General features: G+C 72.0%; 13 protein-coding genes. 7 read left to right on the plus strand and 6 right to left on the minus strand.

The annotated features are described in order from the left end of the window. Positions 1–88: 88 nt before the first annotated feature. From EDD27_RS14295 to EDD27_RS14325, 6 genes are all read left to right on the plus strand, one after another. Positions 89–856, plus strand: a complete 768-nt coding sequence (locus EDD27_RS14295) for a bestrophin-like domain (RefSeq protein ID WP_127932871.1) — start codon at positions 89–91, stop codon at positions 854–856. A 2-nt stretch (positions 857–858) separates the two neighbouring features. Then, positions 859–1,596 (plus strand): hypothetical protein, encoded by a 738-nt coding sequence (locus EDD27_RS54170; protein ID WP_164903610.1) that lies wholly within the window; start codon positions 859–861, stop codon positions 1,594–1,596. Between the two features lie 106 nt (positions 1,597–1,702). Further along, on the plus strand, positions 1,703–2,506 hold the full coding sequence (locus EDD27_RS14310; RefSeq protein WP_241564038.1) for a phosphotransferase enzyme family protein: 804 nt from the start codon (positions 1,703–1,705) through the stop codon (positions 2,504–2,506). 43 nt (positions 2,507–2,549) lie between these two features. Beyond that, entirely contained in the window at positions 2,550–3,635 is a 1,086-nt protein-coding gene (locus EDD27_RS14315; protein WP_206641401.1) for an FAD-dependent oxidoreductase, read from the plus strand. Positions 3,636–3,775: 140 nt separating this feature from the next. Continuing rightward, on the plus strand, positions 3,776–5,401 hold the full coding sequence (locus EDD27_RS14320) for a serine/threonine-protein kinase (RefSeq protein WP_127932874.1): 1,626 nt from the start codon (positions 3,776–3,778) through the stop codon (positions 5,399–5,401). Between the two features lie 114 nt (positions 5,402–5,515). Further along, the gene (locus tag EDD27_RS14325) at positions 5,516–6,508 is read left to right on the plus strand and encodes a coiled-coil domain-containing protein (RefSeq protein ID WP_241564039.1); all 993 of its coding nucleotides are present in this window, start codon (positions 5,516–5,518) and stop codon (positions 6,506–6,508) included. Here EDD27_RS14325 and EDD27_RS14330 read toward each other — a convergent pair. From EDD27_RS14330 to EDD27_RS14355, 6 genes are all read right to left on the minus strand, one after another. Further along, positions 6,502–7,623 (minus strand): epoxide hydrolase family protein, encoded by a 1,122-nt coding sequence (locus tag EDD27_RS14330; protein WP_241564040.1) that lies wholly within the window; start codon positions 7,621–7,623, stop codon positions 6,502–6,504. The genes EDD27_RS14325 and EDD27_RS14330 overlap by 7 nt on opposite strands. Positions 7,624–7,685: 62 nt before the next feature. After that, positions 7,686–8,501, minus strand: coding sequence for an ABC transporter permease (locus EDD27_RS14335; protein ID WP_241564041.1), 816 nt, complete (start codon positions 8,499–8,501; stop codon positions 7,686–7,688). Continuing rightward, positions 8,458–9,267: an ABC transporter ATP-binding protein gene (locus tag EDD27_RS14340; protein ID WP_127932878.1), complete on the minus strand. Its 810-nt coding sequence runs from the start codon at positions 9,265–9,267 to the stop codon at positions 8,458–8,460. Before EDD27_RS14340 ends, EDD27_RS14335 begins: the two co-directional genes overlap by 44 nt. Further along, positions 9,254–10,861 carry an amino acid permease gene (locus EDD27_RS14345; protein WP_127932879.1) on the minus strand — a complete coding sequence of 536 codons (1,608 nt, stop codon included), beginning with the start codon at positions 10,859–10,861 and terminating at the stop codon, positions 9,254–9,256. The genes EDD27_RS14340 and EDD27_RS14345 overlap by 14 nt, the downstream gene beginning before the upstream one ends. 79 nt (positions 10,862–10,940) lie before the next feature. Further along, positions 10,941–12,422: a sugar ABC transporter ATP-binding protein gene (locus EDD27_RS14350; RefSeq protein WP_241564042.1), complete on the minus strand. Its 1,482-nt coding sequence runs from the start codon at positions 12,420–12,422 to the stop codon at positions 10,941–10,943. Between the two features lie 74 nt (positions 12,423–12,496). Next, complete coding sequence (locus EDD27_RS14355) at positions 12,497–13,297, minus strand: DeoR/GlpR family DNA-binding transcription regulator (protein WP_206641404.1); 801 nt, start codon at positions 13,295–13,297, stop codon at positions 12,497–12,499. A gap of 164 nt (positions 13,298–13,461) precedes the next feature. Between EDD27_RS14355 and EDD27_RS14360 the strand changes: the two genes are divergently transcribed. Further along, a complete protein-coding gene (locus tag EDD27_RS14360; protein ID WP_127932880.1) occupies positions 13,462–15,990 on the plus strand; it encodes a PA14 domain-containing protein in 2,529 nt (842 codons plus the stop codon). Positions 15,991–16,003: the final 13 nt, after the last annotated feature.

Consider the following 16,003-nt stretch of genomic DNA (forward strand, 5'->3'; position numbering starts at 1 on the left):
GGAGCTTTACCTTTCCGGGCCTGACGCCATCATTGCGCAGTGTGATAGTAATGTGACACTGCGTATCTGAGGCTTTCGGGAGATCTTCATGGTGGCGTACACGCTCTCGATCCTGGCGGCGGTAGGCGTGGTGATGGTCACCGCGCTGGTGTTCAGGCTGTTCAGACGCGGCGGCGCGGACCGTGATCCCGGCGGTCCTTCCGCCGGCCACGCGGGCGCGATGTTGTCGGCCATGTTCCTGCTGGTGTTCGCCATCGCGATCATCGTGCCCTGGACCAAGGCCGACGCCGCCCGGCAGAACACCCACGCCGAGAGCCAGGCCACGATCGACGCCTACTGGGCGGCCGAAGGCCTGCCGGACGACGAGGCCCGGCAGGTGCGCACCGCGCTGCGCGAATACGTCATCTTCGTGGTCAGGGACGAGTGGCCGCTCATGGCCCAGGGCCGGATGGACCCGGTCGGCGCCGCCAGGATGGACGAGCTGCGCGGGCGCGTCAGCGACCTGGAGGTGAGCGGCGAGGACGAGGAGGCGGCCAAGGGCAATCTGCTCCAGCACATCGGCATGATCTCCATGACCCGTGCCCAGCGCGGCGCCGACGCCGCCGCGGCCCCGCCCGACGGTCTGCTGTTCCTGACGATCCTCACCGGCCTGGTGGTCATCGTGTTCCCGTTCCTGGCCGGGGCCCGGCCGCAGGGGCTGACGATCCTGCCGCTGGTGGCGATGGCGGCGATGCTGGGCTTCGGCACGTACCTGACGTGGGACATCTCCCGCGCCTTCGACGGGCCGCTCGCCGTCGGGCCCGAGGCGTTCCAGGGGGCGTTGCAGGAGTTCGCGCGCGTCGGCGAAGGAGTGTGAGAGTGCCGGGCAGGCGGCGTGCGTCCCGTTCCGCGGGCGTGCGGTGGGGCGCGTCTCGTTATGCGGGCGTGCGGCGGCGGGCGGGTGCCCAGCGGCGGCGAGCGAGTGCCTGGTGGTGGCGGGCGTCGCGCACCGCGGGCGGGCGGGGCCTGCGGACGCCGTTGCTGCTCGCCGTGGGGCTGGTGGGGATCGGCGCGGCGGGTCCCGCCGCCGCCGACCGGGAGCGGCCGCCGGGCGGCCTGCCCGAGGTCTCCGTGGTGCTCCCCGGGGTGTCCGTGGTGATCCCTGAGGTGTCCGTACGATCGCCGGCGCCTCCCCGGAAAGTCTCCATGGACGGGTCCGTGCCGGGCGTGAAGGTGTGGCGGTCGCCGGTCCCCGGAGTGTCCATCGACGGCCGGCGGCCGGGAAAGCGGCGGCCGGTCCCCAAGGTGGCGGTGCCGGGGATGACGATCTACCCGGGCGCGGTGTGCGGGGAGCGGGTGCGAGTGGGGGAGTGCCCCCGGGACCGGCCGCGCGCGGCGCCCCGTGCCGAGCCCCGGCGGATGACGGCGGTACGCGTGCCGTCCCCGTCCCCGTCCCCGACGTCCACGCCCACCCCGACGGCCACGTCCCGGGTCCGGGTCAAGCAGGTCCTGCCGCCGCCGCGCCGCACGAACCCGCTGGGCAACGTGCTGGTCATGGTCGTGCTGGTGTCCGTCATCGCCTCCACGACGGCCGTCGCCTTCGGCACCCGCCGCTGACCCCCGCTGCGTGCGGCGCCCGGCCGGAAATTCGGGCGCGGTGTCCACACACCACGTGACACACTGATCGCTCCGGAGGCGGGACGGACAGGAGGCGAGCCGCAGCGTGCACGCGACATCGGCCGGGGGACGGGAGACGGACGTGGAGGTGCTGACCGGCGGGGGCGTCAACCATGTCGTCCGGGACGGGGACACGGTCCGCCGGCCGACGGGGCCGTGGACGGCGGGCGTGCATGCCGTGCTCGACCACCTGGCGGAGCGCGGTTTCCGCGGCGCGCCCAGGAGCCACGGGATCGACGGCGAGGGCCGGGAGGTCCTGGACTTCCTGCCTGGTGACGTGCCCGGTTACCCGCTGCCGGAGTGGGTGCTGTCGGACGATGTGCTGGAGGCCGTGGGCAGGCTGCTGCGGGAGTTCCACGACGCCACCCTCGATTTCCCGAAAAATCAGGATGTCCCCTGGTATTGGCCGCCGGTCTCTCCGGCCGAGGTCATCTGCCACGGCGACGTGGCCCCGTACAATTGCGTGTTCCGTGACGGCCGCCCCGTCGCGTTCATCGACTTCGACACCGCCCACCCGGGGCCGCGGGTCTGGGACGTCGCGTACGCCGCTTACCGGTTCGTGCCCCTGACCGACCCCCGCCACATGAGCCTGTATCCGGTGCCGGAGCAGGCCCGCAGGCTGCGGCTGTTCGCCGACGCGTACGCCCTGGACGACGCCGCCCGCGGCGAGCTGACCGCCACCGCGCAGGCCCGCCTCGACCACCTCGTGCGTTTCATGCACGCGCAGGCCGCCGCCGGCCACGAGGCGTTCGCGAGCCACATCGTCAGGGGCGACGACCTCCTCTACCAGCGCGACATCGAGCACATCGCCCGGCACGAGGCGACGTTCACGGCCGCGCTGACCGGCTGACGGGAGCGGACGGGCGGCGGGAAGACGCCGAGGGCGGCGGTGGTTGCACCTGATCGTGGAGAAGAGCGACGTCGTGGTGATCGGCGCCGGGCAGGCGGGCCTGTCCAGCGCGTACTTCCTGGAGCGGTTCGGGCTCGAGCCGGTCGTGCTCGACGCCGAGCCGGGGCCGGGAGGGGCGTGGCGGCACCGGTCGCCGTCGCTGACGATGGACAAGGTGCACGGCGTCTTCGACCTGCCGGGCGTACGCCGGCCCGGCGACGAGGACGGCGGGGTGCCCGTCGCCGAGGTGGTCCCCGCGTACTTCGGCGACTACGAGCGGACGGTCGGGCTGGACGTCGTGCGGCCGGTCAAGGTGGGCGCCGTCCGCCGCGGCGCGGGCGCGAGCTCCGGCGGGCTGCTGATCGAGACGGACGCCGGGGAATGGGCGGCCCGGGCCGTGGTCAACGCGACCGGCACGTGGACGCGGCCGTACTGGCCCTACTACCCGGGCGCGTCCTCGTTCGCGGGGCGGCAACTGCACTACGCGGATTATCGAGGGCCGGGGGAGTTCGCGGGGCGGCGGGTGGTCGTGGTCGGCGGGGGCCACTCCGCGATGCACGTGTTGTCGGAGATCGCCGGGGTCGCCGCCGCGACGACATGGGTGACCCGGCGCCCGGCCGTCCTGCGCGAGGAGGAGTTCAGCGAGGACGCCAGGCGGGCCGCCGTCGCCATGGTCGAGGAACGGGTACGCGCCGGGCTCCCGCCGGAAAGCGTCGTCAGCGTCACCGGGCTTCGTTATACGCCTGTCGTGCGCGAGGCGCTGGACAAGGGCGCGCTGACACGTTTCCCCATGTTCCAGCGCATCACCGCGGACGGCGTCACCTGGGCGGACGGACGGCACCGGCGGGCCGACACGATCATCTGGGCCACCGGCTTCCGCTCCGCGCTCGACCACCTCGCCCCCCTGCGGCTCAGGGAGCCGGGCGGCGGCATCAAGATGGACGGCACGCAGGTCGTCGCCGAGCCCGCGCTCCAGCTCGTCGGCTACGGGCCGTCCGCCAGCACGATCGGCGCCAACCGCGCGGGCCGCGAGGCCGCCCGCAACGTCCGCGCGTACCTGACCGCGCACCCGGCCCGCCCTGCCGCCTGACGACGCCGCCTACTACCCGTAGTAGTAAGAATACCGGTTTCGGCGGCGTCGCGGTCACTCCGGTGAAAGGGGTCGACACGTCGCGTGACCTCAGGCTAGCGTCCTGACATAAGGATCTTAATCGGGTCAGGAGGTCCCACATGGAAGTTCCCGGCTACACCGAGATCCGGGAACTCGGCCACGGCGGGACGGGCAGGGTCATGCTGGCCGTACGCGACTCCGACGGCCTTTCGGTCGCGATCAAGCACTTATCCGAGCCGCTGCTGCGGGACGAGCAGTTCGTCGAGCGGTTCAGGGCCGAGGCCGACTTGATCCGGGAGATCGACAGCCCGCACACGGCACGCGTGCTGGACTACGTCGAGTCCCCGGACGACGCCGTCATCGTGATGGAGCTCGTCGACGGGGTCACGCTGCGGCGGCTGCTGGAGCACGAGGGCGGGACGGGCGCCGAGGCCGCGCTGGCGGTGCTGAAAGGCGCGCTGCTCGGGCTCGCCGAGGCCCATCGGCGCGGAGTGGTGCACCGCGACTTCAAGCCCGAGAACGTGCTCATCACCCAGGACGGCGAGAGCAAGCTGGTCGACTTCGGCGTGGCGGCCCGCTTCGGTGAGCGGGCCGCGCTGGTCGGCACGCCGTCGTACATGGCGCCTGAGCAGTGGGACGACGCGCCGGCCAGCCCCGCCACCGACGTGTACGCCGCGACGCTGGTGTTCTTCGAGTGCCTGACCGGCCACCGGGCCTTCCACGGCGAGAACGTCGCCGCGCTGGCCTATCTGCACCAGCACGCCGTGCCCCCGCTGGCGGACGTGGAGGAGCCGCTGCGTCCGCTCGTCCAGCACGGACTGGCCAAGGACCCCACGGCACGGCCGGAGTCGGCCGATGCGTTCCTGGCCGAGCTGGAGGACGTGGCGGTGGCCACGTACGGCGAGGACTGGGAGTCGCGGGGGCGGACGGGACTCGGGATGCTGGCCGTGCCGCTCGCCGCGCTGCTGCCGAACGCGCATCCGGCCGTGTCCGGCGACGCCGCCACGAGCATGTTCCACAGCGGCCTGACGCCCGTGACGAAGTTCGCGGTGACGGGCGGGCTGGTGCTGGCGACCGCGGCGGCGGTGGTGTCGACGTTCGTCATCCTGGGCGGGCCGCCCGAGCCGAGGAGCGGCGCCGCGCTCCCGCCGGCCACGACGGCTCCGCCGGCGACCGCCGATCCGGCCACGCCCACGACGGAGCCGCCCACGCCCCGCGAGTCCCTCTCGGGCACGCCGCCGATCACGCTCTCCGGCGACCCGACCGTCTACCCCAGCGGCGACCCGACGGCCCCGCCCACCAGGCGGCCGGACCCGACGACGGGCGGCCCCCGCCCCGCGCCGCCCACGGAGACCCGGGATCCGACCGGCGAGCCGACCCGCCCGCCGGAGCCGACGCGTTCGGAGGAGCCGCGGCCGAGCACCCGGCCGCCCACCACCGCGCCCCCCGACGACCCCCCGCCCAGCAGCCCGGACGACGATCCTCCGCCCACCACCAGCGCGCCCGACCCCACCACGCGCCCGCCCGGCCGGAACCCCGAGCCGCTGCTGTCCGTCTCGGTCGGGGTGTCGCTCGACGTGCCGATACTGGGCGGCGACGGTGACGGCCTGCTGGACGCCGACATCGACGTGGGACTGGACTCCAGCCTGCTCGGCATGGTGCTGGTGGTGCCGGGGTCCGTGCTGCTCGGACGGCAGATCGTGGCCCGCAGGGCACGGCGGCCGCGGGATGCGGAAAAGCGGTGAAGTTGCACGCCGCCGCACCCCATCCTCTACGATCTAGCGTCGGATAGAGGGCGACCCCGGGCCTGGATTACCTCATGACCGGAACCTGCCCTGCGGCTCTGGATGAGGAGAAGCGTGGCGGTTGCGTCCCCCTCCTTGCGGCAGCGTGCCCGGTGGCGCGGGATCGTCGCCGCCCTCACCGCAGGGATCCTGGCGGTGGCACCCGCGGCTCGGGCCGAGCCCAGGCCCACGGTGAAGCAGCTCAGGAAGGACCTGGCCGCGCTCCTGAAGGAGTCGGACAAGCTCATCACCGACTACTACAACAGCCGCATCGCCCACCAGAAGGCGGAAAAGGCCGAAAAATCAGCACGGGAGAAGCTGGCCACCGCCCAGGAGGTCTACGACCAGAACTCCACCGAGCTCAAGGCGATGGCCGTCGCCCAGTACACCGGCACCGAGCCGAGCCAGGTCGCCATGCTGGCCGGCACGCAGGACCCCGCCGCGCTGCTCGGCAGGATGGCGCTCGTCCAGCACCTCGTCGCGCTCCAGGACGCCAGGCTCAGCGGCTACGCCAAGGTCAGGGACGACCGGCAGCGGGCGCAGGACGAGGCCGCCGCCCGCGCCGGGGAGCTGGACCAGACGGTCGGTGAGCTGGAGGAGCGCAAGAAGAAGGCCGAGCGGCAGATCGAGCGCGTCAGGGACAAGATCGACCAGCTCCACCAGGCGCCGGGCCTGCGGCCGGACGGCACGTTCGTGCCGCAGCTGCCGCAGGGCCCCGATCACATCACCCCGCGGATGGCGCTGGTCAAGCAGCTCATCCAGGAACGGTTCGAGGTGCCGTACGGGATCGGCTGCTACCGCGAGATCCAGGACGGCGGCGAGCACCCCTTGGGCCGGGCGTGCGACTTCATGCTGAGCCGGGGGGGCGCGATGCCGTCGGCGGAGGAGCTCAAGCGCGGCGACCAGATCGCCGCCTGGGCGATCAAGAACGCCAAGCGCCTCGGCATCATGTACATCATCTACCGGCAGCGCATCTGGCACGTCCGGACCGGCGCCTGGCGCACGATGTCGGACCGCGGCGGCACCACCGCCAACCACTACGACCACCCGCACATCTCGGTCTACTGACGTAGCTCGGTGAAGAACGCCCGGACGTCCGTCACGAAGGTCTCCGGCTGCTCCAGCGCCGCGAACGTGCCGCCGCGCTCGTGCTCCACCCAGCCGACGATGTTGTTGTCGCGCTCGGCGAAGCGCCGGACCGGCCGCAGGATGTCCTTGGGGAACACCGAGATCGAGGTGGGCACCGTCGCGGGTTTCAGCTCCCATTCGACGCTGGTGTCCTGGTCGGTGTCGGGCGTCTCGACGAACGAGCGGGCCGCCGAGCCCGCGGTGTTGGTCAGCCAGTAGAGCATGACCGTGGTGAGCAGCCGGTCGGCGTCGATCTCGGCATCGCTCCACTCGTGGTAGACGCTGGCGAACCAGGCCAGCAGCGCCACGGGGGAGTCGGCCATGCCGTACGCGAACGTCTGCGGGCGGGTGGACTGGATGAGCTTGTAGCCGTACTGGTCGGTCAGATAACGCTCGCGGAAGGCCATCCGCTCCTGCTCCACGTCGCTCAGCCCGTCGAGCTCACCCGGCACACCGATGGGGAAGCAGATGATGCCGTTGCCGTGCATGCCGGCCACCCGCTCGGGGGCCAGCACCCCGACCTCGCGCGAGATCCACGTGCCCCAGTCGCCGCCCTGGACCCCGAAGCGCTCGTATCCGAGCCGGGTCATGAGCTCCAGCCAGGCGCGGGCGATCCGGGTGGAGCCCCATCCCATCTCGCGGGTGGGGCCGGACAGGCCGTAGCCCGGCAATGACGGGATGACCAGGTGGAAGTCGCGGCTGAGCGGCTCGATCACGTCGAGGTATTCCACCGGGGAGCTGGGCCAGCCGTGGGTGATCAGCAGGGGCAGGGCGCCGGGGTCGGCGGAGCGCACGTGGAGGAAGTGGATGCGCTGCCCGTCGATCTCGGTGACGAACTGGTCGTGCCGGTTGAGCCCGGCCTGTGCCGCGGGCCAGTCGTAGCCGGTGCGCCAGTGCTCGACCAGGCCCCGGAGGTGGGCGAGCGGCACGCCGTAACTCCACCCCAGTCCGGGCACCTCGTCCGGCCAGCGCACCCGCTCGAGCCGGGCGCGCAGATCGTCCAGCTCGGCCTGGTCGGTCTCCAGGCGGAAGGGCCGGATGTCACTCAAGGTCAACGTGTCTCCCATCGTTGTCGTACGCCGTACCGTACAGCATACGACAGAAGCGCGCAACCGCGTCACCGGGTCAGCCGGCCGAGCAGGGCCGAGGCGGCCGCGACACCGGCCGCCAGCGCGACGATCAGCACGGCCAGGTCCAGGCCCAGGTGCCCCGGCGTGCCGAGGAGCAGGGCGCGCAGGGCGTCCACCTGGTAGCCGAGCGGGTTCACCCGGTTGATCGCCTGGAGCCAGGACGGCATGAGCTCGACGGGGTAGAGCGCGTTCGACGCGAAGAACAGCGGCATCGTGATCGCCTGGCCGATGCCCATGACACGGTCGCGGCTCAGCGCCAGCCCGGCGATCACCATGGACAGGCAGGAGAAGAAGCCCGCGCCGAGCACCAGCACGAGGAGGGCGCCGGCGATCCTGAGCGGGTTCGCGGTGAGGGCGACGCCCAGCAGGGCCGCCAGGATGAGCATGACGATCGCCTGCACCACCGCGCGTACCCCGGCGGCGAACGCCTTGCCGGTCACCAGCGCCGCACGCGGGATCGGGGTGACGAGCAGCTTGGCCAGCACCCCGGCGTCCCGCTCCCAGATGATCTGGATGCCGTAGAAGATGGCGATGAACAGCGCCGACTGCGCGAGGATGCCCGGGGCCAGGTAGTCGAGGTAGGGCAGGTTCCCCGTCGGAATGGCGTGGATGCGGGTGAAGGTCTCGCCGAAGACCAGCAGCCAGAGGGCCGGCTGGATCGCCCTGGTCACCAGTTCGGTGCGGTCGTGGCGCAGCTTCTGCAGCTCCACCAGGCACAGTCCCCACACCGGGCCGGCCAGGTCCCGCAGGGGCGAACGGTCAGCCGAGCCGGAGAGCGGTGCGGCGGGTGCTTCTGATATCACGGGGATCTCCCGGTTCTTCGAACGTGTCATCGGTGCAGGCGCGGAAGACGTCATCCAGCGACGCCCCCGGCCCGAGCCGGGCCGTCAGCTCGCCGGGAGTGCCCTGCGCGCGGATGCGGCCCTGGTGCAGGAACGCCACCCGGTCGCAGTGCTGCTCGGCCTCGTCCATGTAGTGGGTCGTGACGAGCACGGTCATGCCCGTCTCGGCCCGCAGCGCGGTGATCCGCTCCCAGACGGAGGCCCGCGCCACCGGGTCCAGCCCGATCGTCGGCTCGTCGAGCACCAGCAGGCGCGGCTCGTTGACGAGGGCCTGGGCCAGCTCCAGCCGGCGCGTCATGCCGCCCGAGTAGGTGCCGGCCGGACGGTCGGCCGCCTCGAGCAGCCCCATGGCCGACAGCGCCTGCTCGACCCGCGCGGTGCGCTCGCGGCCGGGCACGCCGTACAGGCGGGTGAACAGGGCGATGTTCTGCCGGCCGGTGAGCGCGGCGTCGGCCGACAGCTGCTGCGGCACGTACCCGACGGCCCGCCGCACGGCCATGGGGTCGCGGGCCGGGTCCACGCCGAAGACGCGCACGGCGCCCGGCGGGCACGGCAGCAGGGTGACGATCAGCCTGATCGTCGTGGTCTTGCCCGCTCCATTGGGGCCGAGCAGGCCGAACACCTCTCCCGGCGCCACCCGCAGGCCGATGCCGTCCACGGCCGTCTTGGTCCCGAAGGCGTACCGGAGCCCGTCGAGCTCCACCGCCGCCACGTCACGCGTTTCCATCGGCTTCCTCCACGTATTGACGCACGATCCTCCTCGGCAGCGGCCGGCTCAGCGCGTAGGCGTAGATCGCCAGCGCGAAGACGGCCACCGCGAGCATGTCCCAGCCGAACGGCAGCACCCCGCGGCCGTCGAACGACCCCAGGTACGACAGCGCCGCCATGCCGGCGAAGTACGGCCACATCCACAACGACCAGCGCCAGTCCAGCCACGGCCGGTCCGCGGCCGGGAGGAGGGCCTGCGAGATCGTGAACACCACGGCCCCGATCGCCACGGCGGCGAGCAGGTGCCACACGGTCGTCCACCCGGCCCAGAAGATGAGCAGGCTCGCCATGACGAACCCGAGCGGCGCCAGCACGCCCGCCGCGGGCACCCGGAACGGCCGCGGCCGGTCCGGGTCGCTGCGCCGCAGCGCCACCAGCGCGATCGGGGCCGGCGCGTACATCAGCACGGCCGCCGAGGTGACGAACCCGACGAGCTGCTTCCAGCTGGGGAACGGCAGGAAGATCAGCATGCCGATGACGAACCCGCACACGATGCCGGCCAGTGGGGACCCCTGGCCGTTCACCCGCCCGAACGACGCCGGGATGAAGCGGTCCCGGCCCATGGCGTAGAGCAGGCGTGCCTGGGTGCCGGTGTAGATGAGGCCGGTGCCGGCGGGGGAGATCACCGCGTCGACGTACAGGACGAAGGCCAGCCACCCGAGCCCGAGCGCGGAGGCGAGGCCGGCGAACGGGCCGAACTCCCCGACGAAGCCGAGGTGCGCCCAGCCGTTCTCCAGGTCGCCGAAGCTCAGCGAGCCCAGGAACGCCACCTGCAGCAGCAGGTAGACGCCGACACCGAGGAGCGTGGAGGTGATGACCGCGGTCGGCACGTCCCGGCGCGGGTTGCGGGCCTCTCCCGCCATCTGGATCGCCGACTCGAAGCCCAGCAGCGCGAAGACCACCCCGCTGGAGGCCGTCACCGACAGGATGCCCTTGAGCCCTTCGGGGGCGAAGCCTCCGGCGGCGGTGAAGTTGCCCGGCCGGAACGCCACGAGCAGCAGCACGAGGATCGTCACGACCGGTACCGCGATCTTCCACCACACCGTCCACGTGTTGGTCTCGGCGAACAACCGCACGCCCTTGGCGTTGATCACGCAGAAGGCCAGCATCAGAACGGCCGCGACCGCGTATCCCGCGGGGCTCAGCACGGCGGTGCCGCCGGAGGTGTGCATCAGCCAGGGCAGGTAGTTGGCGGCGTACTGCAGCGCCGCCTCGACCTCGATCGGCGCGAGCGCGACCGAATAGACCCAGCTCACCCAGCCGACCGTGTAGCCGCCCAGGCCGCCGAAGGCGAAGTGCGAGAACCGGGCGGTGCCGCCGGCCGTCGGGTAGGCGCCGCCGAGCTCGGCGTGGATGACGGCCAGCAGGACGATCCCGGCCCCCGCCACGAGCCAGGAGACGAGGGACGCCGGGCCGGCGCCCTGCGCGGCGTAGAGCGCGCCGAAGAGCCAGCCGGAGCCGATGATCGACCCGAGGGAGAAGAAGGTCAGCGGGACCAGCCCGACCTCGCGCCTGAGTCTGCTCTCACGGGCCCGCTGGAGTTGCTGCGCCATGTCGTCCTCCCTTGCGTCGCGCCAGTACGACCACTGTGCGATCAGGAGGATGAGACGATGATGAGATCGGGCGCGGGCGCTAGTCCTTGGCCAGCGCGGCCAGCAGCCGGTCCTCGGTGACCTCGGGGCCGACGAGGTGCTCGGAGATCGCGCCGTCCCGCAGCACCACGACGCTGTCGCAGTTGTCCACCAGCTCGGAGACGTCCGACGAGATCAGCAGGATGGCCAGCCCGTCGACGGCCAGCTCGTCGAGGAGCGCCTGCATGCCGAGCTTGGTCGCCACGTCGACGCCCCGGGTCGGCTCGTCGAGCAGCAGCACCTTGGGATGCATGGCCAGCCAGCGGGCCAGCAGCACCTTCTGCTGGTTGCCGCCCGACAGCTCGCCGGCCGGCTGCCGCGGCGAGACGGCCTGGATGCCCAGGCGCCGCATGAACGTGGCCACGATGCCGTCCACCCGCGCGTCCGACACGATCCCGGCCCGCGACAGCCGGGGGAGCGCGGCCAGCGCGATGTTGTCGCGTACCGACAGCGTGGGCACGATGCCCTCGGTCTTCCTGTTCTCCGGCAGCAGGGCGACGCCGGCCCGCACTGCGTGCCTGATCGACCACTTGCGCGTCGCCGCGCCCGCCACCGTGACCTGCCCGGCGTCAACGGGCAGCGCTCCGGCGATCGCGCGGGCGGTCTCGCTGCGCCCGGCCCCCAGCAGCCCGCTGAGGCCGATCACCTCGCCCGCGCGCATGGCCAGGGAGACGTCGGCGAGCACGTGCTGGCGGGTGAGACCTTTGGCCTCCAGAACGGGGAGGTCGGCCGGCTCGTCCGGCTCGCCCGCCCGCGGCGCGGGCGCCCCCGGGTGGAACGGCCGGCCCAGCATGAGCGAGACCAGCCGCAGCCGGTCCAGCCCGGCCAGCGGCCCGGTGTGCACGACCCGGCCCTCGCGCAGCACGGTGACCCGGTCGCAGATGCCGTGCAGCTCCTCCAGCCGGTGGGTGACGTAGACGACCGAGCGGCCCTCCTCGCGCAGCCGCGTCACGGCCGAGAACAAGGTCTCCAGTTCGGCATGGTCCAGCACCGAGGTGGGCTCGTCCATGATGACCAGCCGGGCGTCCGCGGAGGCGGCCCTGGCCAGCGCCACGAGCTGGCGCGCGCCCTCGCCCAGCGTCCCCAGCGGGCGGCGGACGTCCACCCGCAGCCCGTACGCGGCCAGCAGCTCTTCGGCGCGGGCGTGCAGGGCCGTGGCGTCGATCAGCCCGAGCCGTCCCCTGGGCTCACGGCCGAGCAGCAGGTTGCGGGCCACGCTCATGGTCGGGACGAGGTTCGTCTCCTGGTGGATCGTGGCGATCCCGGCCCGCTTGGCGTCGGCGGGCCCGGCGAAGGCGACCGGCTCCCCGAGCAGGCGCAGCTCGCCCGCGTCCGGCTGCAGGACGCCCGAGAGCACCTTCACCAGCGTGGACTTGCCCGCCCCGTTGCCGCCGATCAGCGCGTGCGCCTCGCCGGGGCGTACGGACAGGGTGACGTGGTCCAGGGCGACGACGCCCGGGAAGGTCTTGAGAACGCCTGCCACCTGTAGCACGGTTGCCTCCGCCTCGATCGTGGTCGAGGAACAAAACAATTCAGTAACAGGCTTGTCACATTCGATCAGAACTGGGCGACATGCAGGCGCACGCCCCGGCCGCTCAGGTCGTCCAGCACGTCGCGCGGCGCGGCGTCGTCGGTGACCAGATGGTCGATCCGGTCAGGCGGGACCGTCTGCACCATCGTGTCCACGCCGACCTTGGTGTGGTCGGCCAGCACCACGACCTCCTCGGCCGCCGCGGCCAGCGCCCGGTCCACGCCCGCGACCTGCATGTTCGGCGTCGATAGCCCGCGCTCGGCGGTCAGGCCGTTGCCCGAGACGAACGCCCTGCGCACCCGCAGCCCGGCCAGGGACCGCTCGGCGGCGCTGCCGACCAGGGCCAGGATCGAGCCGCGCAGCGTGCCGCCGGTCAGCATCACCTCGACCCGCGGCGAGGTGGCCAGCACCTGGGCGACCAGCAGCGAGTTGGTCACCACGGCCAGCTCGGAGTGCCGGGTCAGGCGGCGGGCGAACTCCTGCGTGGTGGTGCCCGGGCCGATCACGATCGCGTCGCCGTCCTCCACCAGCGCGGCGGCCAGGTCGGCGATGGCGGCCTTCTCGGCCGACTCCAGGGAGACCTTGTGGACGTAGCCGGCCTCGCGGGACAGGTCGCCGGGCAGCGTGGCGCCGCCGTGGTGGCGGTTGAGCAGGCCCTCCGACTCCAGCGCGCGCAGGTCGCGGCGGACGGTGACCTCGGAGGAGTGCACGGCCTGGGCCAGCTCGCGCAGCGACACGGCGCCGTTGGCGCGCACCAGCTCCAGGATGCGCTGGCGGCGTTCGGCGGCGAACACGGGCCTGCGTCCGTCGCTCTGCGTGTCGCTCACGCCCCGATCATAGTCGATCGGGCCAACCGGGTTCGACTTTGACCGAGTCAGAACGAATTTGATCGGAAATCTTGACCGGGTCGGTCCGTCGGTGCTTATTTGGGGGCAAGTCCAGGGTCAAAGGCTGTTCGAACCTGATCGGCCGCGTTACGAAAGGACCCCCCGTGCGTAAGCGCCTCGCGTTGCTGCTGGCCGTGCTGTTGACCGTCTTATGGCAGGCGCCGCCACCGGCGTCCGCCGCCACCACTACCGCCGCCGCCGAGCGGAACGGGCTGCGCGGCGACTACTACCTGGCCTCCGGGCCGGGGAAGTTCGACTTCGCCGAGCTGAAGGCGACCGTCGTCGATCCCAACCTGGAGCTGGCCGACCTGAACCCGACGTTACGGCTGCTGACCGGCAGGGAGGACGACGTCACCGTCCGCTGGACCGGGAAGATCCAGGCGAAATACTCCGAGACGTACACGTTCTCGATGATCGGCGACAACGGCTTCCGCCTCTGGATCGACGGCAAGCCGATCATCGACCACTGGGTGGACGATTGGGACCGCGAGCAGGCCGGCACCCCGATCGCCCTGGAGGCCGACCGCACGTACGACGTCAAGGTCGAGTACTTCGAGCACTTCGGCGGCGCGCACCTGCGGCTGCGCTGGCAGAGCGCGAGCCAGCCGAAGGCGATCGTGCCCAAGGAGGCGTTCACGCTGCCCGCCGGCTTCGAACCCGCAGGGCCCTCCGACGCCACGCTGAACGCGGCCGGCGACGTGGCGACGCTGACGTTCGCCAACCCACTGAACGCGCTGCCCGCGGGGGCGGCCGGCAAGCTCGTCGTCACGGTCGCCGGCACCCCGTGGCCGGTGACCGCCGCCACCCTGAAGAATCCGGAAACCGTCGAGCTCAAGCTGAAGTATCCGGTCCCGGCCAAGGCCGGCGCCACCGTCCGCGCCGACTACGACGGCAGCGGCGGCATCACCCACACCGACGGCACACCGCTGGCCGCCTACCGGTACGCGTACGTGGTCAACGCCTCCGCTTATGTGCTCCGCACCCAGTGGGCCGAGGACGTGAACCCGGACAACCCGCTGCCGGAGTACCCGCGGCCACAGCTGGTCAGGGACCGCTGGCGCAGCCTCAACGGCACCTGGCAGTTCGCCCCGGCCAAGGGTGGCGAGGCCGCGCCGATCGGCAGGGACCTGCCCGAGCGCATCGTCGTGCCGTACCCGGTGGAGTCGCAGCTGTCCGGCATCGGCCGGCACGAGGAGCGCATGTGGTACCGCCGCACGTTCGAGGTGCCGCGCACCTGGCGCGGCGAGCGGCTCCTGCTCCACCTCGACGCGGTGGACTGGCAGGCGACCATCTACGTCAACGGCAAGCAGGTCGGCACGCACAAGGGCGGCTACGACCGGATCACCGTGGACGTGACCGACGCGCTGCGCCGCGGCGGCCCTCAGGAGCTCGTCGTCGGCGTGTACGACCCCACCGACACCGGCAGCCAGGCCATCGGCAAGCAGCGGCTCAACCCGAGCGGCATCTGGTACACCGCCGTCTCCGGCATCTGGCAGACGGTCTGGATCGAGCCGGTGCCCCAGGACCGCATCGACCGCGTGGACACCGAGCCCGACCTGCGCGGCCAGGCGGTGTATGTCACCGTGCACGGCACCGGCGGCACCGCCACCGTCGTCGCCAAGGACGGCCGGCGGGTGATCGGCAAGGTCAGCGGCCCGGTCGGCAAGGAGCTCAGGCTGCCCGTGCCCAGCCCCAGGCTCTGGTCCCCGGACGACCCCCACCTGTACGACCTGGAGGTCAGGCTCAAGCAGGACCACGTCGCGTCGTACTTCGGGATGCGCTCCATCGAGCTCTCCGGCAACCGGATGCTGCTGAACGGCAAGCCGGTCTTCCAGATCGGACCACTCGACCAGGGCTTCTGGCCGGACGGCATCTACACGGCCCCCACCGACGAGGCCCTGCGCTACGACCTGGAGCAGACCAAGGCGCTCGGCTTCAACGCCGTGCGCAAGCACGTCAAGGTCGAATCCGACCGCTGGTACCACCACGCCGACAAGCTCGGCCTGCTGGTGTGGCAGGACATGCCGTCGGCCTTCCGCACCGACGACCGGCCGCAGTTCGAGGCCGAGCTGCGCGAGATGATCGACCAGCACCGCAGCAGCCCGTCGATCATCATGTGGGTGCCCTTCAACGAGGGCTGGGGTCAGTACGACCAGGCGCGCGTCGCCGATCTCGTCAAGAGCTGGGACCCCTCGCGCCTGGTCAACAACATGAGCGGCGTGAACTGCTGCGGCGCCGTGGACGGCGGCAACGGCGACGCCAAGGACTTCCACATCTACCCCGGCCCCGGCAACCCCGGTAAGCCCTCCGGCACCCGGGCCAACGTGATCGGCGAGTACGGCGGCCTGGCCCTGCCCGTGGTCGGCCACACCTGGTCCGGCGGCGGCTGGGGCTACGCGGTCGAGCCGAACCCGGAGGCCCTCACCACCCGCTACGTGAACATGATCAAGGAACTCGAGCGGCTGCACGCCTGCGAACGGCTCAGCGCGGCCATCTACACCCAGACGACCGACGTCGAGACCGAGATCAACGGCCTGATGACGTACGACAGGGCGATCACCAAGCCCGACGTGAAGCGGGTCCACGACGCGCACAAGGCGCTCACCGGCGCCATCAACCCGGCCTGCGGCTGACCCTCTCGTGTGC

Origin of the sequence: Nonomuraea polychroma (assembly GCF_004011505.1) — a bacterium.
Classification (GTDB): Bacteria; Actinomycetota; Actinomycetes; order Streptosporangiales; family Streptosporangiaceae; genus Nonomuraea; species Nonomuraea polychroma.